Source organism: Bradyrhizobium sp. UFLA03-84, assembly GCF_002289535.1.
In the GTDB taxonomy this organism is placed as follows: Bacteria; Pseudomonadota; Alphaproteobacteria; order Rhizobiales; family Xanthobacteraceae; genus Bradyrhizobium; species Bradyrhizobium viridifuturi.
Genome location: NZ_NSJY01000020.1, coordinates 161,482 through 186,445 on the forward strand (window position 1 = coordinate 161,482; position 24,964 = coordinate 186,445).

Annotated in this window: 27 protein-coding genes; 10 read left to right on the plus strand and 17 right to left on the minus strand. The window is 64.3% G+C overall.

Translation table 11 applies throughout. From position 1 onward, the window contains the following. Window positions 1-6 precede the first annotated feature (6 nt). From CK489_RS39890 to CK489_RS39910, 5 genes are all read right to left on the minus strand, one after another. Window positions 7-813: an ABC transporter permease subunit gene (locus CK489_RS39890; RefSeq protein ID WP_095736142.1), complete on the minus strand. Its 807-nt coding sequence runs from the start codon at window positions 811-813 to the stop codon at window positions 7-9. Further along, window positions 810-1,991: an FMNH2-dependent alkanesulfonate monooxygenase gene (gene ssuD, locus CK489_RS39895; protein WP_095736143.1), complete on the minus strand. Its 1,182-nt coding sequence runs from the start codon at window positions 1,989-1,991 to the stop codon at window positions 810-812. Before ssuD ends, CK489_RS39890 begins: the two co-directional genes overlap by 4 nt. Further along, window positions 1,973-2,926 carry a sulfonate ABC transporter substrate-binding protein gene (locus CK489_RS39900; protein ID WP_095736144.1) on the minus strand — a complete coding sequence of 318 codons (954 nt, stop codon included), beginning with the start codon at window positions 2,924-2,926 and terminating at the stop codon, window positions 1,973-1,975. The genes ssuD and CK489_RS39900 overlap by 19 nt, the downstream gene beginning before the upstream one ends. A 40-nt stretch (window positions 2,927-2,966) precedes the next feature. Further along, window positions 2,967-3,920, minus strand: coding sequence for a sulfonate ABC transporter substrate-binding protein (locus CK489_RS39905; RefSeq protein ID WP_095736145.1), 954 nt, complete (start codon window positions 3,918-3,920; stop codon window positions 2,967-2,969). 216 nt (window positions 3,921-4,136) lie between these two features. Then, window positions 4,137-5,342, minus strand: a complete 1,206-nt coding sequence (locus tag CK489_RS39910) for an LLM class flavin-dependent oxidoreductase (protein WP_095736146.1) — start codon at window positions 5,340-5,342, stop codon at window positions 4,137-4,139. A 222-nt stretch (window positions 5,343-5,564) separates the two neighbouring features. Here CK489_RS39910 and CK489_RS39915 point away from each other — a divergent pair, with 222 nt between their 5' ends. From CK489_RS39915 to CK489_RS39940, 6 genes are all read left to right on the plus strand, one after another. Then, window positions 5,565-6,674 carry an ATP-dependent DNA helicase gene (locus CK489_RS39915; RefSeq protein ID WP_050631825.1) on the plus strand — a complete coding sequence of 370 codons (1,110 nt, stop codon included), beginning with the start codon at window positions 5,565-5,567 and terminating at the stop codon, window positions 6,672-6,674. Window positions 6,675-7,047: 373 nt separating this feature from the next. Further along, window positions 7,048-7,764 carry a peptide-methionine (S)-S-oxide reductase MsrA gene (gene msrA / locus CK489_RS39920; protein ID WP_050631826.1) on the plus strand — a complete coding sequence of 239 codons (717 nt, stop codon included), beginning with the start codon at window positions 7,048-7,050 and terminating at the stop codon, window positions 7,762-7,764. A gap of 21 nt (window positions 7,765-7,785) precedes the next feature. After that, the gene (gene msrB, locus CK489_RS39925; RefSeq protein ID WP_050631827.1) at window positions 7,786-8,199 is read left to right on the plus strand and encodes a peptide-methionine (R)-S-oxide reductase MsrB; all 414 of its coding nucleotides are present in this window, start codon (window positions 7,786-7,788) and stop codon (window positions 8,197-8,199) included. A 206-nt stretch (window positions 8,200-8,405) separates the two neighbouring features. Further along, entirely contained in the window at window positions 8,406-8,711 is a 306-nt protein-coding gene (locus CK489_RS39930) for a hypothetical protein (protein WP_095736218.1), read from the plus strand. Window positions 8,712-8,911: 200 nt separating this feature from the next. Beyond that, window positions 8,912-9,076: a DUF3309 family protein gene (locus CK489_RS39935; RefSeq protein WP_074131060.1), complete on the plus strand. Its 165-nt coding sequence runs from the start codon at window positions 8,912-8,914 to the stop codon at window positions 9,074-9,076. A 224-nt stretch (window positions 9,077-9,300) separates the two neighbouring features. Then, complete coding sequence (locus CK489_RS39940; protein ID WP_016844322.1) at window positions 9,301-9,591, plus strand: hypothetical protein; 291 nt, start codon at window positions 9,301-9,303, stop codon at window positions 9,589-9,591. 121 nt (window positions 9,592-9,712) lie between these two features. Here CK489_RS39940 and CK489_RS39945 read toward each other — a convergent pair whose 3' ends face one another. The 8 genes from CK489_RS39945 to CK489_RS39980 all read right to left on the minus strand — a co-directional run bounded on the left by CK489_RS39945 (window position 9,713) and on the right by CK489_RS39980 (window position 19,075). Beyond that, on the minus strand, window positions 9,713-10,249 hold the full coding sequence (locus CK489_RS39945; RefSeq protein ID WP_095736147.1) for a DUF4112 domain-containing protein: 537 nt from the start codon (window positions 10,247-10,249) through the stop codon (window positions 9,713-9,715). An 82-nt stretch (window positions 10,250-10,331) separates the two neighbouring features. After that, on the minus strand, window positions 10,332-10,700 hold the full coding sequence (locus tag CK489_RS39950; protein ID WP_050631829.1) for a cyclic nucleotide-binding domain-containing protein: 369 nt from the start codon (window positions 10,698-10,700) through the stop codon (window positions 10,332-10,334). A gap of 27 nt (window positions 10,701-10,727) precedes the next feature. Next, window positions 10,728-12,350 (minus strand): inorganic phosphate transporter, encoded by a 1,623-nt coding sequence (locus CK489_RS39955; RefSeq protein ID WP_095736148.1) that lies wholly within the window; start codon window positions 12,348-12,350, stop codon window positions 10,728-10,730. A gap of 225 nt (window positions 12,351-12,575) precedes the next feature. Next, window positions 12,576-14,558, minus strand: a complete 1,983-nt coding sequence (locus tag CK489_RS39960) for an autotransporter domain-containing protein (protein ID WP_245350755.1) — start codon at window positions 14,556-14,558, stop codon at window positions 12,576-12,578. Between the two features lie 20 nt (window positions 14,559-14,578). Further along, window positions 14,579-15,217, minus strand: coding sequence for a hypothetical protein (locus tag CK489_RS39965; RefSeq protein ID WP_143278330.1), 639 nt, complete (start codon window positions 15,215-15,217; stop codon window positions 14,579-14,581). 342 nt (window positions 15,218-15,559) lie between these two features. After that, complete coding sequence (locus CK489_RS39970) at window positions 15,560-15,994, minus strand: DUF5413 family protein (RefSeq protein WP_050631831.1); 435 nt, start codon at window positions 15,992-15,994, stop codon at window positions 15,560-15,562. A gap of 193 nt (window positions 15,995-16,187) precedes the next feature. Beyond that, window positions 16,188-17,747 (minus strand): hypothetical protein, encoded by a 1,560-nt coding sequence (locus CK489_RS39975; RefSeq protein ID WP_095736150.1) that lies wholly within the window; start codon window positions 17,745-17,747, stop codon window positions 16,188-16,190. A gap of 35 nt (window positions 17,748-17,782) precedes the next feature. Further along, window positions 17,783-19,075: an adenylosuccinate synthase gene (locus CK489_RS39980; protein WP_050632042.1), complete on the minus strand. Its 1,293-nt coding sequence runs from the start codon at window positions 19,073-19,075 to the stop codon at window positions 17,783-17,785. 353 nt (window positions 19,076-19,428) lie between these two features. Between CK489_RS39980 and ybaK the strand changes: the two genes are divergently transcribed. Next, window positions 19,429-19,911 carry a Cys-tRNA(Pro) deacylase gene (gene ybaK, locus CK489_RS39985; protein WP_095736151.1) on the plus strand — a complete coding sequence of 161 codons (483 nt, stop codon included), beginning with the start codon at window positions 19,429-19,431 and terminating at the stop codon, window positions 19,909-19,911. 103 nt (window positions 19,912-20,014) lie between these two features. Here ybaK and CK489_RS39990 read toward each other — a convergent pair whose 3' ends face one another. The 3 genes from CK489_RS39990 to CK489_RS40000 are packed head-to-tail and all read right to left on the minus strand — an operon-like array spanning window position 20,015 to window position 22,240. Next, on the minus strand, window positions 20,015-20,233 hold the full coding sequence (locus CK489_RS39990; protein WP_050632044.1) for a hypothetical protein: 219 nt from the start codon (window positions 20,231-20,233) through the stop codon (window positions 20,015-20,017). A gap of 38 nt (window positions 20,234-20,271) precedes the next feature. Then, on the minus strand, window positions 20,272-21,636 hold the full coding sequence (locus CK489_RS39995; RefSeq protein ID WP_245350758.1) for a cytochrome P450: 1,365 nt from the start codon (window positions 21,634-21,636) through the stop codon (window positions 20,272-20,274). Beyond that, complete coding sequence (locus CK489_RS40000; RefSeq protein ID WP_157860997.1) at window positions 21,596-22,240, minus strand: acyl-homoserine-lactone synthase; 645 nt, start codon at window positions 22,238-22,240, stop codon at window positions 21,596-21,598. Before CK489_RS40000 ends, CK489_RS39995 begins: the two co-directional genes overlap by 41 nt. Window positions 22,241-22,330: 90 nt before the next feature. Between CK489_RS40000 and CK489_RS40005 the strand changes: the two genes are divergently transcribed. Then, the gene (locus tag CK489_RS40005) at window positions 22,331-23,104 is read left to right on the plus strand and encodes a helix-turn-helix transcriptional regulator (protein WP_050632046.1); all 774 of its coding nucleotides are present in this window, start codon (window positions 22,331-22,333) and stop codon (window positions 23,102-23,104) included. A gap of 35 nt (window positions 23,105-23,139) precedes the next feature. Here the strand turns inward: CK489_RS40005 and CK489_RS43010 are convergent, their stop codons facing one another. Then, window positions 23,140-23,463, minus strand: coding sequence for a DUF7324 family protein (locus CK489_RS43010; RefSeq protein WP_502694174.1), 324 nt, complete (start codon window positions 23,461-23,463; stop codon window positions 23,140-23,142). On the opposite strand from CK489_RS43010, the gene CK489_RS40010 reads away from it, so the two are divergent. Further along, window positions 23,462-23,848, plus strand: coding sequence for a hypothetical protein (locus tag CK489_RS40010; protein ID WP_095736153.1), 387 nt, complete (start codon window positions 23,462-23,464; stop codon window positions 23,846-23,848). The two genes, CK489_RS43010 and CK489_RS40010, sit on opposite strands and share 2 nt — an antisense overlap. A gap of 180 nt (window positions 23,849-24,028) precedes the next feature. Next, complete coding sequence (locus CK489_RS40015; RefSeq protein WP_095736154.1) at window positions 24,029-24,958, plus strand: DMT family transporter; 930 nt, start codon at window positions 24,029-24,031, stop codon at window positions 24,956-24,958. Window positions 24,959-24,964: the final 6 nt, after the last annotated feature.

The following is a 24,964-nucleotide window of genomic DNA, read 5'->3' on the forward strand; positions in this document are numbered from 1 at the left end:
TCATTCTCACTTCTTCTGGAACGCGGGGTGCCACGACAAGGTCAGGCGCTCCAGCGCCCGCGAGGCGCTGTCGGCGAGCTTGCCGAGCAAGGCGTAGATCAGGATCGAGAGCACGACGATGTCAATCAGCATGAACTCGCGCGCCTGCATCGCCATGTAGCCGAGGCCCGACGACGCCGCGATGGTCTCCGCGACGATCAAGGTCAGCCACATGATGCCGAGCGCAAAGCGCAGGCCGACGAAGATCGAGGGCAGCGCGCCGGGGAAGATCACCCGCCGGAACAGCTCACCGTCGGTCATGCCGTAGATCCGGCCCATCTCGATCAGCTGCGGATCGACGGTACGGATACCGTGCAGCGTGTTGAGATAGATCGGGAAGAACACGCCGAGCGCCACGAGAAAGAGCTTTGCCGATTCGTCGATGCCGAACCACAGAATGACCAGCGGGATCAGCGCCAGATGCGGGATGTTGCGCACCATCTGCAGCGTTGTGTCGGTGAGTTTCGCCGACAGCTGCGACAGCCCGTTGGCGAGCCCGAACGCAAAGCCGATTCCGCCGCCCATCACAAACCCGATCGAGGCGCGCCAGAAGCTGACCCAGATGTTGCGGATCAGTTCGCCTGATAGCAGCAACTTCCAGCCAGCCAGCGCCACGTCGGTCGGCGCCGGCAACACCCGCGACGGCACGTAGCCGGTGACGCAGGCAAGCTGCCAGACCAGGACAATGACCAGTGGAACGATCCAGGGGATCAGCCCGTCGATTTTGGGGAGTTTGGGCGCGCCGACGCGCGGTAGTGAATCGATCAAGCTCATGATTGCGATGCCTGCTTTTGCGGACGGTAGTCGTTGCCGATGGTCTCGCCGAACGGCCCGGTGTTGACGCGGATCGGCGTCACGTTGTCGGGCAGCGCCAACGACAGCAGCGGGAACACCAGCTCGGCGAACCGATAGGCTTCCTCGAGATGCGGGTAACCCGACATGATGAAGGTATCGACGCCGACGTCCTGATACTCCTTGATCCGCGTGGCGACGGTCTGCGGATCGCCGACCAGCGCGGTGCCGGCCCCGCCGCGCACCAGGCCGACGCCGGCCCAGAGATTCGGGCTGATCTCGAGCTTGTCGCGACGGCCGCCATGCAGCTGCGCCATGCGCTGCTGGCCGACCGAGTCCATCCGCGAAAAGATCTTCTGTGCGGCCGCGATGGTGTCGTCGGTGACGTACTGGATCAGCTCGTCGGCCGCCCTCCACGCCTCGGCGTTGGTCTCGCGCACGATCACGTGCAGGCGGATGCCGAAAGAGAGCTTGCGGCCGCGCTGCGCGGCGACGGCTTTCACTCTCGCGATCTTCTCGGCGACCTGGGCCGGCGGCTCGCCCCAGGTCAGGTACTTGTCGACGGTATCGACTGCGACGTCGATGCCGGCATCCGACGAGCCTCCGAAATACAGCGGCGGCCGCGGCGACTGCACCGGATTGAACAGCAGGCGGCCGTCCTCGATCCTGATGTGCTTGCCTTCGACACTGACCGTCTTGCCCGCGAGCAGATCGCTGTAGACGTTCAGGAATTCACGCGTCACCGCGTAGCGCTCGTCGTGATCGAGGAAGATGCCGTCGCCCTTGTTCTCGATCGGATCACCGCCGGTGACGACATTGATCAGCAGGCGGCCGTTCGACAGCCGGTCCAAGGTCGCGGTCATGCGCGCGGCGACGCTTGGCGATTGCAGGCCGGGCCTGACCGCCACGAGATAGCGCAGGCGCTCGGTCCAGGGCGCGACGGCCGAGGCCACCACCCAGGAATCCTCGCAGCTCCGGCCCGTCGGCAGCAGCACGCCGTAGTAGCCGAGCTGATCGGCGGCCTGCGCGATCTGGCGCAGATAGTTGAAGTTCACCTCGCGGCCGCCGATCGACGTGCCGAGATAGCGGCTGTCGCCATGGGTCGGCAGGAACCAGAGGATGTTGGCGTTGGTTGGGGTGCTCACGTGCCCGGCCTCCATGCGACGTCGGAAATCTTGATTGGTTTGGGGATCAGGCCGAGCGCAAAGAACGTGTCGGCGACCTGTTGCTGGTCCGCGATCACGGCGTCGGTGACCGGCTTGATGCCGTAGGCCTGTCGCTTCAGCGCGACCTCGACCACCGGCACCGACAGCCCGATGCTCGGCGCCAGCTGCTCGGCGACGGCGTGGATGTCGCCCTTGGCCCAGTCATCGACCTCGCTGAGCTGCGCCAGCACGATCTCGACGATCCTCGGATCGGCCTGCAGGAATTTCTTCGAGGCGAAGTAGAACTGGTAATTGGCGACGATGCCGGTGCCATCGGCGACGGTGCGTGCGCCGGTCGCGGCCTCCGCCGCGGCCTGGAACGGATCCCAGATCACCCAGGCATCGACCGCGCCGCGCTCGAACGCCGCGCGCGCATCGGCGGGCGCCAGGAACACCGGCTCGATCTCGGAATATTTGATGCCGGCTTTCGCCAGCGCCTTCACCAGGAGATAATGGACGTTGGAGCCCTTGTTGAGCGCGACCTTCTTGCCCCTGAGATCGGTGACCGATTTGATCGGGCTGTCCTTCGGCACCAGGATCGCCTCGCCCTTCGGCGCCGGGGGCTCGTAGGCGACATACTGGATCGGCGCGCCGGCGGCCTGGGCGAAGATCGGCGGCGCCTCGCCGGTGTTGCCGAAATCGATCGCGCCGACATTGAGCGCTTCGAGCAGCGGCGGCCCGGACGGAAACTCGGTCCAGACGACCGAGTAACCGGCCGACTTCAGCTTCTGCTCGAGCGAGCCTTTGCTCTTCAGCAACACCAGCTTGCCGTATTTCTGGAAGCCGATGCGGACCACCTTGTCCTGGCCGTAGGACGCGCTGACGGTCGCCGCGACGATGCTGACCGACAGCACAGCGCGGGCAATCCAGCGTCGGAATAAACGCGTCATGGGATTATCCTCTGCATTGAAATGATCAAGCGCGTGCCGATCAGGTCTGGGTATTGCGCCAGACGATGTCGCGGATCGCGATCCGCTTCGGGATCAAGCCCAGCTTGAAGAAGCGGTCGGCAACCCCCTGCTGGGTCGCCATGACGTCGTCGGTCACGGGGCCGACCGAGAAGCCGGCCCGCCGCGCCGCGATGGTCTGGATATCGAGCGGCACGCCGGTGACGGCGGCGGCGAGCGATTTCGCGACCTCGTCGGGATGCGCCTCTGCCCACTTCGCGCTCGACGTCGTGACATCGACGATCTGCTGCAGCAGTGCGCCGTGCCGGTTCGCGAACTCGCGATTGGCGATATAGAACGCGTTGGTCTTGGTGACGTCGCGGGTGTTGATCAGGATGCGGCCGTTCTGCCTGGTCTCGGCGATCGCGAAATACGGATCCCAGATCGCCCAGGCATCGATGCCGCCATTGGCGAAGGCCGGGCCGGCGTCCGGCGGCGTCAGATAGACCGGCGTGATGTCGTCATAGGTCAGCCCGGCCTTCTCCAGGGTCTGGATCACGACGTTATGCGCGCTGGATCCCTTGGTGAAGCCGACACGTTTGCCCTTGAGGTCGGCAATGGTCTTGATCGCCGAATTATGCGGCACCAGGATGCCAGATCCATTGATGATGGGCTGGGCCGCCGCATAGACGATCGCCGCACCCGCGGCCTGCGCGAAGATCGGCGGGGAATCGCCGACGGCGCCGTAGTCGACGCTCCCGACATTCATCGCCTCCATCATCGGCGGGCCCGATGAGAACTCGACCCATTTCACGCTGACGCCCTGCGGCTTGAAATGATTTTCCAATGCCTCGCGCTGCCGCGTGAGAACCAGCACGCCGTTCTTCTGATAACCGATACGAATTTCCTTCGTGTCCGCCTGCGCTTGCGCGCCACGTGACAGCGCAGCTGATGCGGCTGTGACGAGCGACAGCTGGAGGAATTCACGACGCTTCATTCCAAGATTCTCCTGACGATCAAACGCGCCATCGGGCGCACGATCATGCGATGTCAGGATGATGGGGCGCGCGAATGAAGCTGTCGAGCACCGCACAAAAATAGCGATGCCCGCACTTCGGTGCGGGCATCGCGCGTGCTGTTTCTTTTAAAGTGCAGATCGCGTGTAGCGAATTATTTTCCTCACGAAAACGCGAGCTTGCTGCACGTCGATTTATCAGCCCGCGGCGGCGGCTTTCGGACCGACATTGACCGCAAGCTTGCCATAGCGATCCGAGAACGCCTGGGTGTCGATCTCCTCGAGCTGGATCGAGCCCTCGAGCACGCCCTTCTTCCAGGCATCGTGCTCGGGATCGTGCTGGAACTCCGGCATCACCTCCTTGCTGAACAGCTCGAGCGAATCGCAGATGTGCTCATGCGTGTTCTTGCCGGCCTGGTTGAGCAGGATCACCTGGTCGATATGCGAGGCGCGGAAACGCCGCAGCTTCTTCCGCAACGTCTCCGGCGAGCCGATCAGGCCGCCGCGCAGCGCGGCTTCCTGCGCCTCCGGATTCTCGCGCTTCCACTTGTTGTACTCGTCCCACATGTTGACGGTGCCCGGCGCAGGCCGCTGCCGGTTCTGCGACTGGCCGTAATAGCGCAGCGCGAACTGGAAGAAGGTCGCGCCATCTGCACGCTTGCGTGCCTCCTCATCCGTCTTCGCGCACATGAAGAACGAGACCAGCGCCATGTTCGGATTGATCTCGTAGTCGGCAAGCTTCTTCAGCCGCTTGGTGATCGCGTTGTAATAGGCGTGGACCCAGGCATGCGCCGCCTCCGCGCTGACGAACTGGAAGCCGAGCGCGCCAAATCCGTTCTGCCCGGCGCGCTCGATGGTCGGCAGTTGCGAGCAGGCCATCCAGAGCGGCGGATGCGGCTTCTGCACCGGCTTCGGCACGACGTTGCGCAACGGGATGTCGAAGTATTTGCCGTGATGCTCGGTGCCGATTTTGGTGAACATCGGGAAGATCGCCTGTACGGCTTCCTCGAACACCTCGCGCTTGGTCTCCATGTCGCGGCCGAACGGGGTCAGCTCGGTGATCGAGGCGCTCTCGCCCATGCCGAACTCGCAGCGGCCATTGCTCAGGAGATCGAGCACCGCGACCCGCTCGGCGACGCGCGCCGGATGATTGGTGGTGAGCTGGAAGATGCCGTGGCCGAGCCGGATATTCCTGGTGCGCTGGCTGGCTGCGGCGAGGAAGGATTCCGGCGCCGGCGAGTGCGAATATTCCTCGAGGAAATGATGCTCGACGACCCACGCATAATCGTAGTTGAGCCGGTCGGCGGTCTCCAATTGCGTCAGCGCATTCTGGTAGAGCCTGAGCTCATCGCCGTCGTTCCAGGGGCGCGGCAGTTGCAGCTCGTAAAAGATACCGAATTTCATGGCGTCATCACTCCCAAGGTCGCGTCCTCGACCACTCGTAGTGGTCCCGATCGCTTGTTGTTTTGCGTCAGTCTAGTGGCGGGGAAGGCCAAGTCCAGCCTCGGGGGCGAAACTCCAATTCCGTACAGCGGGAGGCGGCTTGCCTGGAACGCATGAATGTTTAGCTTGTGTTGGTATGAGTCGCGGCGCTATCGGTCGCGCGCTCGTTCCTCCGAAAGCCTCATGACCACCTTTACGCCGCACCAGGATTCCGCGCTGAAAGCCGTCGCCGACTGGCTGCAGGCCAAGCCGGGCAAGAACGGCACGCCGCCGGTGTTCCGCCTGTTCGGCTATGCCGGAACCGGCAAGACCACGCTCGCCCGGCACATCGCCGAGGGCGTCGACGGCGAGGTGAAGTTCGCCGCCTTCACCGGCAAGGCAGCGCTTGTGATGCGCAACAAGGGTTGCGACAGCGCATCCACGATCCATTCCCTGATTTACCGCGCCCGCGAATCCGGCGTCGAGCAGCCGAGCTTCGAACTCTGGGACGACGCGCCGGCGTCGAAAGCCAAGCTGATCGTGATCGACGAATGCTCGATGGTCGATGCGGATCTCGGCCGCGATCTGATGTCGTTCGACTGCCCGCTGCTGGTGCTCGGCGATCCCGCGCAATTGCCGCCGATCCAGGGCGGCGGCTTTTTCACCGACGCCGAGCCGGACGCGATGCTGACCGAGGTGCACCGCCAGGCGCAGGACGATCCGATCGTGCGGATGTCGATGGACATCCGCGAAGGCCGCGAGCTCGAGATCGGCCGCCATGGCGAGAGCGAAGTGGTGTCGCGCAAGGAGCTCGACCCGGACCGCGTGATGAGCGCCGACCAGGTGCTGGTCGGCCGCAACAACACCCGCCGCGCCTACAACATGCGGGTGCGGCAGCGGCTGAACATCGAGGATCCCCTCCCCGTCGCCGGCGACAAGCTGGTCTGCCTGCGCAACAACCGCAAGAAGGGCCTATTCAACGGCGGGCTGTGGCGGGTCAAGGCGCGCGCGCAGTCGAAATCCAAGATCATCACCATGCGCGTGATGCCGGACGAGGACTTTGGCTACAAGGTCACCAAGGTCTCGGTGCGCGGCGAATGCTTCGACGGCGGCGTCGAGGGCGTGCCGTGGGAGCAGCGCAAGCCCTATGACGAGTTCGACTACGGCTATGTGCTGACCGTACACAAGTCGCAGGGCTCGCAGTGGGACGACGTCGTGCTGTTCGACGAGAGTTTTGCGTTTCAGGATTCTCGCGCGAGGTGGCTGTACACCGGCATTACGCGGGCGGCGAAGCGGCTCAGCGTGGTGGTGTGATCGTCCCGCATGCGCCGACGTCATCCTGACAGCTGATGAGTGTGTGACACCAGTATTCAGCGTCGTCCTGGCGAAAGCCAGGACCCATTACCCCGGCCGCTTGTTGCTGCGGGAAGCTGGGGCCACGATCCCGCCTACAGCTACATTTGGTGGCCTGGCTTTCGCCAGGACGACGTGCGTGGAGGGGCCGCCGGCAAAAATCCATCACCGTCATCCCTGAACCTCGCTGATTTTCCTCACGAAACCGTGTGTCCGGCGCCGTAACAAAACGTCGCCTCGCCCGTATTTTGAAGCGTCGGAGCAGCCCGGCCCGATTTGCCAATGCCGGTGCCCGCTCTAGACTGGCCCCCAATTGCGATCCCACGAGGAACCCATGCCCAAGAGCTCCCTCAGTCGCCTCTCGCTGTGCGCCGCCGCGATCGGCGCGCTGGCCGTTGCCGCTTTTGCCGTTGCGCCCTCGCTTGCCGCCGAGGACGCAGTCATCATACCGCCGCCGGCGGCGGACGCACATGAGAGCGGCATCAAGACTGCCGTACTGTCGGGCGGCTGCTTCTGGGGCGTCCAGGGCGTGTTCCAGCACACCGCCGGCGTCACCAGCGCGGTGTCCGGCTACTCCGGCGGCAGCAAGGCGAACGCCGACTACGAGAAGGTGTCGACCGGCACCACCGGCCACGCCGAGTCCGTCGAAATCAAGTACGACCCGCAGAAGATCTCCTACGGCAAGATCCTGCAGATTTTCTTCTCCGTCGTGCACGACCCGACCCAGCTGAACCGCCAGGGCCCGGATTCCGGCACGCAATATCGCTCGGCGATCTTCACGACCAGCGAGGAGCAGAAGAAGGTGGCGGACGCCTATATCGCCCAGCTCAACGCCGCCAAGGTCTACAAGAAGCCGATCGTCACCAAGGTCGGAACGCTGGAGGCGTTCTATCCGGCGGAGGGCTACCACCAGGACTATCTGACGCTGCACCCGAACCAGCCCTATATTGCGTATAACGACATCCCGAAGGTCGAGAACCTGAAGAAGATCTTCGCGGAGAACTACATCGAGAAGCCGACGCTGGTGAGCAGCACCAAGGTCACCAACTGAGCAACTCGCAAAGGAGGTTGAATGTCCGATACCAAGACCGACGGCAAGGTCCGCAAGAGCGAGGCCGAGTGGCGCAAGGAATTGACGCCGATGCAGTACGCCGTGCTGCGGGAGAAGGCGACCGAGCGGCCGTTCACCGGCGAATACGAGCATGACCCGCGCAACGGCACTTATGTCTGCGCCGGCTGCGGGCAGACGCTGTTCGAGTCCGACCAGAAGTTCGATTCCGGCTGCGGTTGGCCGAGCTTCTCCAAGCCCGCGGCCGAGAGCCATGTCGACGAGGAGCGCGACATGAGCCACGGCATGATCCGCACCGAGGTGCTGTGCTCGAAATGCGATGGCCATCTCGGCCACGTCTTCAACGACGGCCCTGGCCCGACCGGCCTGCGCTATTGCATCAACTCGGCGGCGCTGAAGCTGAACGAGAAGAAGTAACGGCCTCCGGGCCTAACGGGCCGGAATAATCGACCGCCCGTCGAACGTTTGATCCGCCCCGCGCGACCAAGAACCGGTCGCGCGGGGCTTTGCATTGGCTGGCCGTCCGCGCGCTTCAACAAAAGGAAGTTTTGATGTCACGGATTCCAGTAAAGCTTTTGTTCGGTCTCGGTCTTGCCAGCATCATCTTGGGGAGCACGGTGAGCATGCCAGCATTTGCCGCCGACAAGATCTCGTTGTTCAAGGTCATCACCTCCAAGGACGAGATCGTCATCGGCCTGACGGATGCCGATCTCGCCGCGGTCGAAGGCCAGAATGCCGGTGGCATCGCCAAGATGCTGGTCGCCAAGGGCTCGATGAGCGTCTGGCAATACGCCGTGCATAAATCCGCCTCCGGCGATCTCGAACAGGCGCCGCTGCACAAGGTAGGACTGATCGCCCATGACTCGCTGCGGGTCGAGCCCTATCCGACCCCGCTGAAAGTGCTCCCGATCGACGAAGGCAAGAAGTGACGGCGAAGCCGTCATTCCGGAGCGGTCCCAACCGAACGGAAACTCCCCAATTCGCAATTGCGAATTGGGGTTCGATGCTGCGTATCGCCGCGGAGTGACACCGAAGTTAACGACTCGCGGGCCGGAATGTGCTTTGCTTGGAATCCGCGGGGCCGTCGGCGTCTCGCCGTGCGGCTGCCGCCTGTTCTGAGGAGGGCGCCATGTCGCTCGGATTGATCCTCATCATCCTCCTGCTGGTAATCCTGCTGGGCGGCTATAGCGGCCGGATCCGCGGCTATGGCTATGGTCTCGGCCACTCCGGAATGGGGCTTTTCGGGGTGATTTTGATCGTGGTCGCGATCCTGGCCTGGCTCGACAAGATTTGAGAGCCATAAGCCATTGAAATAAATGATCTTATTTGATCTAACCTGGTGCCATGCGCGGATTCAGCATGTGCCCTGCCGGGGCCGCTTCTGGGGTCGCATTTTTGTCAAAGAGGCCTATATTAGGGATCGAAATGACATGTACGGCGCGCCGCCGATTGTAGGCCGCCGTCCCCCAAAATCCCTTTCGCCACGCCAACTGACAAGAACACAAGAGGTCGTCGACCATGCGTCCCCTGCGTCCGTTCAACTACAATACGTCTGCCGAACTGTTTCCTGCCGCGATCCGCAAGAAGAAGCGGGCGGGCTTCGCGTACCGCCGTTTCGGCACCGCTGCCGAAGCCGTGCAGTTCGCGATGGAGCAGTTGCCGGCGGATTCGCTGAACGGCGCCTATCTGCAGGTCGAGGAAGCCCGTTTCGACCAGAACGGCATCCGTTCGCTCTATGAGAGCGAGGCGTTCCCGCTGCCGCGCCGTCCGCGCCCCGCCGCCAGCCAGACCGACGCCGACGCCGCATAAGCTTTCTGCTCGTCGCCTAACGAAAAGCCCTCGGACCGATCCGGGGGCTTTTGTTTTTGGGAGACTCCTCCGTGCGCATCATCCGATCGGAAAACCGCTGCACACTTTTCCGGATTATGCGCTAGAGGCGCGGCTGCTTGTCGAGCCAGCGGCGCAGCATCCGCACATTGCGGATATTGGCGCGGAACATGACGTCGAAGGCGTCGCCCGCCACCGGCACCATGCCGACCACGCCGTCGACCGCGACATTGGCGAGCATCCGCGCGGTGATGTGCCAAGGCGCGCCGAGCAGGCGGGCCTCGCGCACCAGCCACAGCGAGATCGCGGTCGTGATGAGATCACCGATCACGGGGATCAGGCCGATCAGCCCGTCGATGCCGTAGCGGACATTGGTGCCCGGCACGACGAAGGCGACGTCGAGCAGCTTTGCGATCATCTCCAGCCGTTGCAGCCGCTGCTCGCGGGTCAGATTGCCGAACGGATTGGCACTGGCGTTGCGGAAGTCGAAGTGGAAGCCCTCGAAGCCCGGATGCTGCGGGCCGTCCGGGAGTTCGCGCCCGTCCTGATCGATGACCTTGCCGCGCGCCTGCGCTCCGCCGAAGGGCGGCCGCGATCGCGTGGCATGGGGCGTGAAGATGTCGTCCTCGGGCATGGCCATCACATGGTAACGCAGGCAAGCGGTTCAAGTTGCGTCACATTACCACTGTGTCACGTTGAAGGTTCGTTACCTTCGCGGCCGCCTAGAAGACGCCCTTGTTCATGGTCCTGAGCCGCTGCGCCAGCGTCCTCATCACCTTGAGGGCAAAATGCGGCGTCTGGCCGACGAGGAAGAGAAACTGTTTCTCCGAGACCGGGACGAGCTCGACATCCGTGATAGCCGTTGCGGTCGCGCTCCTCGGCTCGTTGTCGATCAATGCCATCTCGCCGAAGATCGTGTCGGGCGCGAGCTCCGCCATGGTCTTGTTGCCGACCTGGATGCGCACGTAGCCGCTCTTGATCACGAAGAGCTCGTTGGCTTGCTCACCCTCGCGAAAAATGACGCCGCCGGCCCGCACCAAACGCGTTTCGATACTGTTGCCCGTCAGAAGGCTGAAGCTTGCATCTGCCACTCGAAAATCCCCTTTCTGCGGTTCTGGCTAAAACAAATGCGCGAAGAGAAAGTAGAGAACGCCCGAGATCAGCATCGCCACCGGCAAGGTCAGGACCCAGGCCATGGCGATGTTGCGGATCGTCGACCATTGCAGGCCGGACCCGTTTGCGGTCATGGTGCCGGCGATGCCGGACGACAACACATGCGTCGTCGACACCGGCAGGCCGTAGCCGTCCGCCGCGGCAATGGTCGCGGCCGCCGTGATCTCCGCGCAGGCGCCCTGCGCGTAGGTCAGATGGGTCTTGCCGATCTTCTCCCCCACCGTCACGACGATCCGTTTCCAGCCGACCATCGTGCCGAGGCCGAGCGCGATGGCGACCGCGATCTTCACCCAGGACGGAATGAATTTGGTGGCGGCATCGAGCGAGCCCTTGTAGCGACTGAGCGTCGCGACATCGGCATCGCTCAACCCGTTGTCGCCGCTCTTCACGAGCAGGCGAAGCGCTTCCGACACCAAGTACATGTCGTTGCGCGTGTTGCGGACGGCCTCGGCGGGGAATTTGGCCAGCGAACCGTATTGAACGACCTGGTCGCTGATCTCGCGGACCAGGACGGCGAGTGACGGATAGGTCTCGTCGGTGAGTTGCCGAAGCGCGATGTAGTTCGTCACCGCCGGACGCGGATCGCCGGTCACCTTGCGATCAACTCCCCTGCCCTCGACGACCTTGCTCGCCGCTGCCGAATTGGCGGTGAACGCTTCGATCTGGCTCGCCGGCATCGCGCGGTTGAGCGCGTAGGCGGTCGGGACCACGCCGATCAGGATCAGCATGATGAGGCCCATGCCCTTCTGACCGTCGTTCGAGCCGTGAAAGAAGCTGACCAGGGTACAGGTCAGGATCAGGATGCCGCGAATCCACCAAGGCGGCGGCTGATCGCCTTGCGGCTCGCCGAACAGCGCCGGCGTTGCGCGCAGCAAGGCGGTCTTGAGCCCGTAGAGCAGGATCGCAGCAAGCAGAAATCCGAACAGCGGCGACAGCAGCAGCGCCTTGCCGGTGTTGACGGCCTGCGACCAGTCCACGCCGGACGTCCCCTCGCGTCCGTGCATCAAGGCGTTCGATATGCCGACGCCCATGATCGATCCGATCAAGGTGTGCGAACTCGAGGCCGGCAGTCCGAAATACCACGTGCCCACGTTCCAGATGATGGCCGCGATCAGCAGCGCGAACACCATGGCGAAGCCGGCGCTGCTGCCGACCTGAAGGATCAGCTCGACCGGCAACAGCGAGACGATCCCGAAAGCGACGGCGCCGCTGGAGAGCAGGACGCCGATCAGATTGAAGAGGCCCGACCAGACAACGGCGATATGCGCCGGCATCGAGCGCGTGTAGATCACGGTTGCGACGGCGTTTGCGGTGTCGTGAAAGCCGTTGACGAATTCGAAGCCGAGCGAGATCAGCAGCGCGACGAACAGCAGCAGGAACGCCGCATAGGAAGTCTTGCCGGCGCCGGTGGCGCCAACGTCCGCGTAAATGCTGTAGGCCACGAACAGCAGCGCGGCGCCGATCACGCCGAGATAGATGATACCGGTGAGGGGATGAAAGCCCTTCTCGAGATCGGGACCCCGGCGGCGCGCGGGCTCGATCGAACCAGGTAACGCCAAATCGCTCATCTAAATGCCCTCACAGCCGCGGGAGGACAAAAGCGGCCATGTGACATTGGGACTACGTCTACATGACACCCATGTGACAGTTGTATGAAGAGCATCTTGCCCGCCTTGCGGCTAGGACCTAATGCATTGATGAGTCTAATATAATGACGCGCTCGTTGCTTGCGCTTGCCCTGACCCTGGCTTCCAGCCCGACTGCAACACGCTCATTTCGGCCGAGGACGCGCATCACCATGCGTAGCGCACACCCTTGCCGGCGTAGCTCGCGGTGATGTCGGAGAACTCGCCTTCGAACGTCGCGGCCGCCGACCAGCCGTTGCGCCACTTCATCTCGAGCGATGCGGTGGTCAACGCGGAATCGCTGGCCAGCGCCGCGCCGTTGACGACAAAGCTGGCGCCCGGCAGCGCCTGGAAGGTGGCGGCCGCCAAGCGGGTGGGATTGTAGTCGTGCGCCCAAGCGAAGCGCGTGCGCAGCGTCAGGATGCCGTCCTGCACCAGGAAGGACTTGTCGGTGCGGAGGCCGAGCTCGGTGCGCGGATCCGTCACGCTGCGGCTGCCGTAATGAAGCGCAAAGGTCGGCAGACCCGAGATCACCCGCTCGGCATAGGCCGGCAGATCGAAGGTGGTGAATTCGCCCGCGGCATAGGGCGTGATCCCGACGCCACCGGTCCACGGCGCGACGAAGCGATAGCCACCCTCGAGCCTGCCGGAATAGGCGTTGGCGTTGAACTCGGCGCGAAGCCGGTCGATGCCGGCTGCCGTCACCGTGCGGTCGGTGGTGATGTCCTGCCAGCCATAGGCGAGTGCTGCGGTGATGTAGGCCGGGCCCTCGGTGTGGCGGACATAGGCGCCGGCCTGGAACAGATCGGAGCGGCCAGTGCCGAGATTGTTGACGCTGAAGCTGGTGCCGCCGCCGGCGAGCGCGAAGCCGAGAAGCGTGTTCGGCGAGATCAGATAGTCGGCGCCGACGGCGGTGCCGGCGATCCGGCTCGTCGTGTCATTCGAGCCCAAGGTGGCATTGCCGTTGGTCGATTGCGAGCCGCCGAACCCCGCTACCCACACGTTCCAGCGCGGCACGAACGCCGCCGGCGGCGCCTTGGTGAACATCGCAAACGCATCCGCGCCCCGGCGTGCCGCATAAGCGCTGGCCTGGTCGTCCTCGTCAGCGTAACCCGTCGCCGCCGACGCGCCGCCAAAGCCATTGCCCCTGCCCATGAATGGATCGGTCAGCACGCCCATGAACTGGTGCATCGCATCGAACGTGGCCTGCTGCGAGCCCGTGGCGCTCTCGCCGGAAGCCTGCGTCAGGCCACCGGCAGAGAGCGAGCTGTAGAGCAGCGGAATGCCGCCGCTGCCGTTGAAGAAACTGGCCAGCGCGTTGCCGACCGCCTGCTGGTTGCCGTTGAGTCCCGGACTCGTGAAGTTCAGGTACAGGTTGAGATAGGCGTCGTTGGCATCATAGCTCAATGAAGTGTGGAAATTCGCCGGCAGGTTGGTGCTGACGAGCGAGCCGAATGTGCCGGACACGCCGCCTGCCGCAGTCAGGATGGTGTATCGCTTGCTGACGTAGCTGCCGGGGGCATAGAACGCGTTCACGCTTGTGCCGGCGATCGTAGCCGTGCCGCTGATGGTGGCGAAGGATGCGGCCGATGGATCGATCTGCACCTGGTAGATCGCCCCCGGCTGCAGGACAAGATTGCCCGATACCGTCATCGAGGTGCCCGGCGCGCCGCTGCCCGGCGCGAAGATGGCGCCGGCACCGACTTGCATCGTACCGACCGTGCCCGTGCCCATGAGCATGCCACCCACCACGTTGAGACGGGATGCTGCCGACAGGTCGCCGCCGACGTTGAGCGTGCCTGCCTGCAATACCCACGGATTAGTCTGACCATAGGTGCCGGTTACGGTCCAGGTCGCACCAATCACCTCGAAGGTCGAAAAGCCTCGATATTGCTGGGTGACGCCGATCGCGCTCAAGTCGAAAACGCCGTTGCCGCTACTGCCGCCGAGTTGGAGAAAATCGTCTCCAGAAGCCAACACCTGGCCCTGGATGGATGAGCCCGGTGCCAGTGTCAGCGTATTGGCTCCGCCACCGAATTGAATCGCGGTCGTTCCGACAATGGAGCCGGCGTTATAGATCGACACTCCGCTGCCGGTCGCTAGAATTCCATAGGCCAAGCCACCGATGCCACCACTCATCGTGTTGGTCACCGCCGATCCACTACCGACTTCTAGGCCCGCATAATTATTGCTGCTGATTGTGCCGGAGTTGCTGACGACGAGACCGGGTCCGCCGTAAAGCCCGACAACGTCACCAGTGATGCGTCCGCCGAAGCGAAGCCGCCGGCAACCGTAACCCCTGAGAAGAATGATCCTGAGATCACGCCGGAATTGTTGATGTTGGCAATGCCGTTGACGCGGATCGCGGAGCCGCCAGTTACGGTGTAGATCAGCCCGCTGGCCTCGTTGTTCACCGTCAGATTGCCGCTGGCCGTGATGGCGGTGCCTTGCCCCCAAATCGTGCTCGTGGATCCTATTAGTGTGAGATTGGACCCATTGGTCACCGTTCCGTCGTGGATGGAGATGCCGGCTGAAGTGCCCGACAGCGTACTCCCGGCTTCGACGTTGATGTTGATGCCGGTCTCGCTACCGGTTCCGTAGCCGATACTTTGCGCGCTGGTGCCAGGCGCGCCGCCGCCCTGATTGGTTGTCGTGCCCGTACAGTTCGCTGTCACATCGTTACCGGCTGCAGGCGTGCAGGCGGCATTGGCCGGCCGGTCCATCCACCACGAAAATGCTGTCAGGAGGCCTGCGGCAAGCGTCAAACGACGCAAGGAGCCGCTGTGATAGCGAATTCCAAACCTGTACATTCCCAGCCTTCCCGTCGGCCAATCAGATCAGAAGGGGCCAACGCTCAGGGCACAACTTAGAGGAGATCACGGCGGCGAACGCAACGTTGACCGGGTCGTCGCGACCATCGAACTCGCCAAAGTTTCGTCGTTGTGGCCGCGCCGCAACAATCTGCCGAGGTTGATCGCACTGGGGGATAGATGTCCGGCGCACCGAGCGCATGGACTGGCGTTCATCCGGGTCCGCGGTCTCCGGGATCGTGGTGCGGCAATGTCATGGTCGGGTCATAGGCCATCGGTCAGCCGAAGCCTGCGACGTCCGCATTTCCCTGCCGTTATCCCTTATGGGTACGGGCGCATTCCCTAGTGTTGCGATACCGGCTGCGCCGGCGCGTGCAGCTCTTCGGCGTATTTGTGCGCCAGCCACGACGTGATCACGCCCGGGATGAAGCCGACCAGCCCATAGAGGATGAACTGCACCGGACCGCTTTCGGAGCCGTGCGAGGCGTAAGTCAGCGCCGCGCCGACGAAGGCCACGAGACCTACGATCAGCATCCGCACCGTTGGCGCGATCCGTCGCATATGCATCAGGATGTCGTCGATCGCGCCGAACATCAGCGACGGGACGATGCCGAACAGATAATTGTATTGCAGCGACTTCACGAACACGACGAGCAGCTTTAGCACCTCGCCGCCATTGGTCTCGGTCCAGTAGCCGGACTGATAGGTGGTCATCAGCAGCAGCAGGAAGCCGCCGATGAACGGTCCGATGGCCGCGAAGATCAGATAGCGTTTCATGACGTGCCCTTGCCCGACGTCAGGCGAGTGTAACGAAGTCACGCGACGGTTCTAGGGAAAATCGGAAGCGCCCGGAATGTTCCGGGGACCGCGCATCGGCCGCACTGCAGCAGCGGGACGTCACTGCGATACGGAAGCGCCCGGACAGGGCCGGGCGACGACATCGCGAGCACCGGGGTGAGTGCCGAGGCCGCTACTCACCCCACGCCGCGAAGGCGTCGTTGAACGCCCGCTCGCCGGGGGCGCCCTTCTCGATCGCGATGATGGCGCGGCGCTGGTTGGTGTAGACCAGCGGCACGTCGAACCAGGAGCGCTCCTTGAGGAGCTGCAGGTTGCGCGAGCGGTCGGCATCGACGTTGGAGAGGCCGACCAGGAAGAAGCCGTCGGTGACCTTGACCGCGAGGCCAGCCAGCGGCGTTCCGCGCGCCTGCTCGTTGGACTTCATCAGGATGCCCGGAACGTTGCCGACGCCGCCATTGGCGAAGTCCTGCGGCAGGATGAAGGTCAATTCCGCGGTGTGGCTCGCCGGCAGCGATGAATCGGTGTTGCGGCGGAACGACATCGTCATCTTGAACTTGCGATCGGGGATGTCGATGTCGGCGCGCACGGCGATGTCGGGCTTCTGGTTGCCGGATCCCTTGACCTGCTCGGTGCGCCAAACCACCGAACCGACATATTGCTTGCCCTTCGGATCCGACGGGTCCTCGTCATAGAGCACCACGCGCTGCGCCACCGGAGCGACCGGCTCGCCCGACGACGGCTGGCCGACCCGGTCGGTGATCTTCTTGCTCGACGGCGTCGCCGCGGCATCCTTCGGCGCCTCGACCGGGGCGGAGGGCTGGAACAGACGGCTGATTGAGGAAAAGTCCGGCTTGCCCCAGATGAGAAGGCCGGCGCCCACCAGGATCAGCAGGATGCCCGCGATCGCGGTCTTGAGCGGGAACACCGACCCGACGCGCGGCCGCTTCGGCTCACGATCGGCATTGCTGACCCGCGACCGTGGCGGCGGCGCCTGGGGCGGCTGCTGCGGGGTGTAGCGCTCCGCCTCCTCGATCGACTCTTCGTAGGAGTACGGCGCCTCGGGATCGCCGCCGCGGTTCTCCAGGCTCGGCTCAAGCCGGTCGAATTCCGGCGAGGGCGACGGCACGTTGGCGTAGGTCTTGCGCGCGTTGCGGCTGGCCTGCGCCGCGGCGCGGCCGAGATCGTCGGCGTCTGCAGTAATGTCGCGGAAACCGCGTACGCCCGGCGCCGCCGGCGACGGCGCACCTTCGCCAGCGCGGCGCGGCGCACCCGGCCGCGCCTGGGTATCGAGACCCGGCGGGGTTTGTGGATTCTGCGGCCGCGGCGGGACCGGCGGCGGCGCATCGGGGCGTAGATTGCGCGGCGGGCGCGGTTCGGCCGGCGGCCGCGGGCGCGCGGCGGTGTCGGCGGCATTGGCCTCGGGCGGCCTTGCGCCAGCCTCCGGCGGCCTCGCATTGGCACGGCGCAACGGATCGCTGCTGCGGGCGCCGCCGCCGGGGCGCGAGGCCTCGCGGGCGCGCTGCGCGGCCTCGGACTCGACCTTGCGAACCGCCTCTTCCAGCGACAGCCGTTCGCGGGTGATCTCGGACTCGGAGAGCGGCGGCTGCACGCCGCGGAGTTGCTGGATCAACGCCGTCCGCGCCCGCGCATACAGCGCGCGGCGGGCTTCGCCGGGGGCGTTGGGGTCCAGTCCGGCGATGGCACGGGCGATCAGCGGGTAGTAGTCAGCCATTTCCACACAATTGGTGGGATATAGGTAATATCCCGTTAAGCCTCGAACGGATTCTGTACCAGAATAGTATCTTCACGCTCCGGACTGGTGGACAGGAGGGCGATCGGGCACCCCACCAGTTCCTCGACCCGGCGGACATACTTGATGGCCTGGGCCGGCAGGTCCGCCCAGGACCGCGCATTGGCGGTCGGCTGCTTCCAGCCCTCGATGATCTCGTAGATCGGCTCGACGCGGGCCTGCGCGCCCTCGCCCGCCGGCAGATGGTCGATTTCCTTGCCGTCGAGCTTGTAGCCGATGCACACCTTGATGCTGTCGAACCCGTCGAGGATATCGAGCTTGGTCAGCGCCAGCCCGGCAATTCCGCAGGTCCGGACCGTCTGCCGCACCAGCATCGCGTCGAACCAGCCGACCCGGCGCTTGCGCCCGGTGTTGACGCCGAATTCCTTGCCGCGACGGCCGATTTCCTCGCCGATCTCGTCGTTCAGCTCGGTCGGGAACGGACCCTGGCCAACCCGCGTGGTGTAGGCCTTGCAGATGCCGAGCACATAGCCGACGGCGCCCGGCCCGAGGCCGGTGCCGGTCGCGGCCTGCGCCGCCACCGTGTTGGACGACGTCACGTAGGGATAGGTGCCGTGGTCGACATCGAGCAGTGCGCCCTGGGCGCCCTCGAACAGGATGCGCTTGCCCTCGCGGCGCTTGAGGTCGAGCAGCCGCCACACCGTCTCGGCATAGGGCAGCAGCTTCGGCGCCAGCGCCGACAGCTCGGCCAGGATGACCTTGCCCTCGATCTCCGGCAGATTGTTGCCGCGGCGCAGCGCGTTGTGATGCGCCAGCAGGCGGTCGATCTTGTGCGGCAGGGTGTCGAGGTCGGCGAGATCCATCAGGCGGATGGCGCGGCGGCCGACCTTGTCCTCATAGGCCGGGCCGATGCCGCGGCGGGTGGTGCCGATCGAGGTGATGGCGTTGGAGGATTCGCGCAAGGAATCCAGCTCCCGGTGCAGCGGCAGGATCAGCGTGACGTTCTCGGCGATGCGCAGATTGTCCGGTCCGACCGCGACGCCCTGCCCCTTCAGCTTGGCGACCTCGTCGAGGAAGGCCTGCGGGTCGAACACCACGCCGTTGCCGATCACCGCCAGCTTGTTCGGGCGCAGCACGCCGGACGGCAGCAGCGCAAGCTTGTAGGTCTCGCCATTGATCACGAGCGTATGGCCGGCATTGTGACCGCCCTGGAAGCGCACGACGATGTCGGCCTGTTCCGACAGCCAGTCGACGATCTTGCCCTTCCCCTCGTCACCCCATTGGGCGCCGACGACGACAACATTGGCCATTGCGAAGATGTTCCCTTCAGGTGTTTCAGACCATGACCATGATCGCGGCGAAAACGCGTCCGCCACAGCGATCATGCATTGATATGCCCAGCCCAAATCGCGGCGCCCGGCCGCGCGCACGCAAGGCGCCTACCGGATAAAGGAAGCGGGTCGGCTGCGCAAGCAAGAAGGGGGTCGTTTACGTCTTTTAGATGAGCTACAACCCCTTGATATCCCCCGAAAATTCCATGCAGCGCCCCGCCGCGCCGCCCTCGCGGGGATTTAATGTTGGCGCGGCCCGAGGCTGGCCGTCCGGCCAATTGATCGCCAGGCCCATTGCGGCGATCATTCAGCCCTAACAACCGGCCGGATCCATGCCCAATTCGACCCAAGCGACGATGGCGCTGCGCAAGCTAGGCATTGCCTTCAAGCTTCACACCTATGTCTACGACTCCAGTGCCGAGAGCATCGGGCTGCAGGCGGCGGAGGCGCTCGGGGTCGACCCGAACCGCATGCTCAAGACGCTGATGGCGGAGGTCGACGGCAAGCCGGTCTGCGCCGTGGTGCCGTCCGACTGCGAGGTCAGCATGAAGAAGCTCGCCGCAGCGCTCGGCGGCAAGTCTGCCAGGATGATGCGCCCGGCCGATGCCGAGCGGCTGACCGGCTATCATGTCGGCGGCATCAGCCCGTTCGGCCAGAAAAAGAAGGTGCCGACCGCGATCGACGAGACCGCGCTCACCCATGTCACCGTGTTCGTCAATGGCGGCCAGCGCGGCCTGCAGATCGAGATCGATCCGAACGACGCCGCGCTTGCCGCCGGCGCCTCGATGAAGGCGCTGGTGGCGACGCAGGACTAGAGCTTCGGCTCCGAATGAATCAAGGCCAAAGCTCCGGCTTCTTGTATTGACGCGTTCACTTCACGCGAACGGGTGCCCACTTCGCTCGAAACGCTCTGTGCGATCAGTGCGAGGACTTGTCCCTGCTAAACTCCGCGCCAACGTAGTCGGACAGGCCGGTCAATTCCTCTGCCGAGATATCGTTGACGTTGAGCCTGAGCTGCATGATCGCGAGGTCGAGCAGGTGTGCGGCAAAGCTGGCGCCGGCCGCCGTCACGATGCTGCGCTGTTCGATCAACACCGCGATGACGTCGCGCAGACTGCGCACTTGCACTTGATCCATGGCCCTTTGCCCGATGCTGGCCGTCGTGATGTGTGTTGTCATTGGGAAACCGATTGTAGTGTGCTGATGGATGCCGCGCTGGCGGCTGGAATGTATGGCAGCCGCTCGGCTTCCTCGCCGAGCTGCGGGATGCGCGAGGGCATCTCGCGGACTTCGATGTCGATCGTCATCGGCGGCGGAATCAGCGTCACCGAGGCTTTCGGCCAGGGCGCCGGATTCGGGCTGACGGCGGTGAAGCGATAGGCGGCGGCAATCTCGAGCGCGAGCAATTGCAACTCGAGCATCGCAACCCCCATCCCGGCGCAGGCGCGCGGTCCGGCGCCGAACGGGATATAGGCGTCGGTGTTGTAGCGCCGCGTCATCAGGAAGCGGTCGGGGTCCTCGAAATGCCTGGGATCGCGCTGCAATTGCCAGGGACAGATCAACAGCGAGGTGCCGACCTTGAGGTCGCGCCCGCCGATCGTTACCGGCTGCATCACCTCGCGGGAGAACCACCAGGCGCTGGGATAAAGCCGGCAAACCTCCTTGACGAGGGTCGCGCTCAGATTGGCGCGCTTCACCGCGTCAAGTCGCAGTTCACCGTCGTCGCCAAGGCACTCCGCCGCCTCGTCGGCAATCTCGTCCATCAGGGCGGGATCGGAAGCCATCTGGTAGAACATCCACGCTGCAGTCGAGCCCGTGGTGTGATGGCCAGCCAGCAGCAGTGTCAGGATCTCGTCCTCGACATCGCGATCGCTCAGGCCGAGCGCCTCGAGATCCCGCAGCGCGCTGCTCGAGCCCGCCTTGCGGCGCAGGCGTTGCACCACCGTCGACATCGCAAGCTTGGCGCAGACCCGGTTCTGCCTGCGCCGGTACCAAGCCACCGGACCGAACGGCAACGCGCGGAACATCTCCTCGGCCAGATCGTCCTCGATCACGCCGACGGCCTGAACCAGCGCCTCCTCGTCGCCGGACGACATCACTTGAGAACCGAAGATCGCGACGCAGATGGTGCGCAACGCCAGCATCGCGGTGACGTGGTGCGGATCGAACGAGCCGAGCCGCGCCAGGCTGGCACCGACCGCACGGATCTCGGCGCACATATGCGGCAGGAATTTCTCGACGCTGCCCTTGGCCATGTGCTTCTGAAGCACCGTCCGCCGCCGCTTGTGCTCTTCGCCGCTCAGCATCAGCGAGCTGCGGCCGAGCACCGGCGTCAGCTTCTTGATCAGCTTGCCCTTTCCGATGTCGGTCTCCGGCGCCTTGAGGATCGGGCGCAGCAGATCGGGATCGTTCACCAGAAAGACCGGCGCAGGACCGAGCCGTAGAGGCACGAGCCCCAGCTCGGCCTCATTGCCGCGCGTCAGCAACAGACGCAGTGGATCACGCTGGAATGCTCGAACGTCCGAGAACATGTGAGGCATCGTGAATCTCCAATTGCCGTCCAAGGTCGAGGAATTTGGTCAAGCCGGGATTGTCGGCGAGACCAAGCGGGATTTCGCCGGCGAGCGCCGTCAGCGGGCGGCCCATGCGATCATTGCCAATCACCTGCGGAGGGCCGTAGCGGCGGGTGCGGATGTCCATGCGGGTAAGAAAACGCTCGTAGGAAAGGTCGGCGAGCGCCACCAGCGCCGCCGCCCCGCGCAACTCGGCGAAGCGGAACATAAGCGCGTAGTTCACGCGCGCCGTCTGCGTCCTCGCGACGCTCGGCAGCACGCCGAAGCGGCTGATCTCCCAGGCGTCGCGACGGCTCGGAAAACGGCGCATCGCAAGCTGCGGGAACACCGACTTGGTAAGATAGGGGTAATCCGTGCGGATCGCCCGGAAACCGCCGACCAGCTCCACGCCTGCAAACAACAGGCAGTGCTCGGTGTACCAGCAGTCGAACTGATCGCGTTCGACGTCGCCGGTCGTGCTCAGAAGCCAGCCGCAGTGGTCGACGAACAGCTGCTTGCGCAGCCGCAACATCGCCCCGACATGTGCCGGATCAAGCTCTTCCCTGGTGATGAGTGCATGATAGCCGTCCAATGAATGCGGCATTATCCTTTCCTCCAAATGCGGAACATCTGGAACGAAAGGGGTTAACTGTGGTACCCCCGAAAACCGGGGGTTTTAGCAATGGGCCTGGTAGACGCGATTTCGACCATTGAGGCGTCGGATACGATCGACGAGCTCAGCTCGTCGTTGCACCGTGTCATCCAGAACTACGGCTTCTCGGGCTTCGCCTTTGTCGATGCCGGCCGGCCTGACCTTGATCTGCCCTATCATATCGGCACCTTTCCCGATGCCTGGAAGCGGGCGTATGTGCAAAACGAGTTCGTCCATGCCGACCCGGCGCTGGCGCGGTCGCGACGCACCAACACGCCATTCAGCTGGAGTAGCCTGAAGCTGCCGGAGCGAAGCGGACACAAGCGGGCGCCCGAGGCCAAGACGATGGACGCCGCCCGGGAGTTCGGCTTCAAGGACGGCTTCGTCGTGCCCTTCCACTATCGCGACCGGCTCGGCGCCGTACACTCGAGCTCGACGGTGTTCTTCTGGGAAGAAGAGCGGCGCGACTTCGACAAGCTGTTCGTCTGCCATCGGCATGAACTGCATCTTCTGATGATCTACTGGGTGCAGCGCGCGATGGACATCGTCAACCGCGACCAGCGCAACGCGCCGACCATCCTGAAGCCCGCCGACGCCGCCGAGGCCATCAAGCTCACGGGGCGGGAGAAGGAAGTGATCGCCTGGGCGGCGCGCGGCAAGACCGTGGCCGACACCGCGCAGATCCTCGGTATTTCGCCGGAGACGGTGGAAGGCTTCATCAAGCAGGCGCTGCGCAAGCTCGAGGCGTCCAACAAGACGCACGGGGTGGCGAAGAGCATCGCGCTCGGGATCATCGACTTGTGAGCCGCCGCCGCTGAGCTCGGTGGCCAAGTCACACATCAGGATTGGATCCTTCTCAACCATCGCTCCAAGGTTGCATTCGCGCACCGTCTTGATAATAAGGTCAGGCTGACAAGGCGAAGGCCGGATGACGCGAAAGCGAGCATCTTAGACCAGAGGCCGCGGACGATACCGCCCTGCGCGACGGCCGGCCGTCGTGCAGGCGCGGATCGGCCTGCATGCCGCCCGTTGCAGCGGCAGCGGTCGTCGATTGAATGATCCGTAAAAGTCCCGACACGACGAACCGCAGTTCCATTTGCTAGCATTCTGTCTTGGGGAAATGCTGCCCACGGACGTAGCCGGAGATCGCCGAAGCGCATCATGAGCACATCGCAGGACGACCAGATCGATCAACTGGTGCAGGCGCGCTGGCGCGCAATCGGACTGTCCCAGGCCGATCTCGCCGAGATCCTGTGCTCGGGCGCCTCCCTGCAAAAGAACGGCGTGGACGGCACGGTGAAGGTCGATACCGGCCGCCTGGCGACCGTCGCCGAGATGCTCGGGATCGCCGCCGACATGCTCAACCGCCGGCCTGCGACGACAGCGCAGACACAGGGCGGCCAGGCCGCGGAATCGCTGCAGTCCCTGCTCGAGCTGCGCATGCTGCGGGTGTTCCGCGACGTGCAGGACCCCGACACCAAGCGGATCCTGATCGAGCTCGCCGAGCAGATCGTCAAGCGTCAGACCACGCCGCCGAAGGCCGGCTAGACACGATCCGGAAGTGCGGCGGGATCTTCCGGAAGGGGGACTTCGCGCATGGTCGCGATGCGTCCATCCCCATTGATGGAATGGCGGAATCCGTGTCTGTGACAGGGGCCGGGGAAATCCATACCGGCCCGGTGCAGCCTGCCGGGCGGGCCGCGGCGTCGTGAACCCGGGCCTCATCGCATGTCTGCCTCCGATTCCACCGCAACGCCTGCGTACGGCTCCTGGATCGCCAACCAGCCATATCTGCTGCTGTGCATCACCGCGATGTGCTGGGCCGGCAACGCGATCGTCGGCCGGCTCGCCGCCGGTCACATCCCGCCGGTGACGCTGTCGTTCCTGCGCTGGTTCGCGGCGTTCCTGATCATCCTGCCGTTTGCCTGGAGGAACCTCGCCCGCGACTGGCCTGCGATCCGCAAGAATCTCGGCATCATGATGCTGCTGTCGCTGACCGGCATCAGCGCCTTCAACACGCTGCAATACTGGGCGCTCGAATACACCCAGGCGCTCAATACGCTGCTGCTGCAATCCTCCGTGCCGCTGATGGTCGCGCTGTGGTCGCTGATCCTGCTCGGCACACGGCTGACACTGATGCAGCTGTGCGGCGTGTCGCTGTCGCTCGCCGGCGTGCTGGTGATCCTGCTGCACGGCGATCTCACGACGCTGTCGAAGATCGAGTTCAACAAGGGCGACCTGATCTTCATCGGTGCGCTGGTGATCTTCGCGCTGTATTCGGTGCTGACGCTGAAGCGGCCCAAGATCCACGGGCTGTCGGTCGCAGCCTTCACCTTCGGCTGCGGCGCGCTGCTGCTGGTCCCGTTCTTCATCTGGGAACTCGGCGCGCGTCCGGTGATGCAGCTCACGGCCAACAACCTGCTGTCGCTGTTCTATGTCGCGGTGTTCCCCTCGACGCTGGCCTATCTGTGCTTCAACCGCGGCGTGCAGCTGATCGGCGCCAACCGCGCCGCGCCGTTCTTCCACATGGTTCCGGTGTTCGGCACCATCATGTCGATCGTGTTCATCGGCGAGCATCCGCAGGCCTTCCATTTCATCGGCTTCGCCCTGGTGCTGGCCGGCGTCTTCGTGGCTTCGCGGAAGCAGTCGGCGGCCTGATCCCGC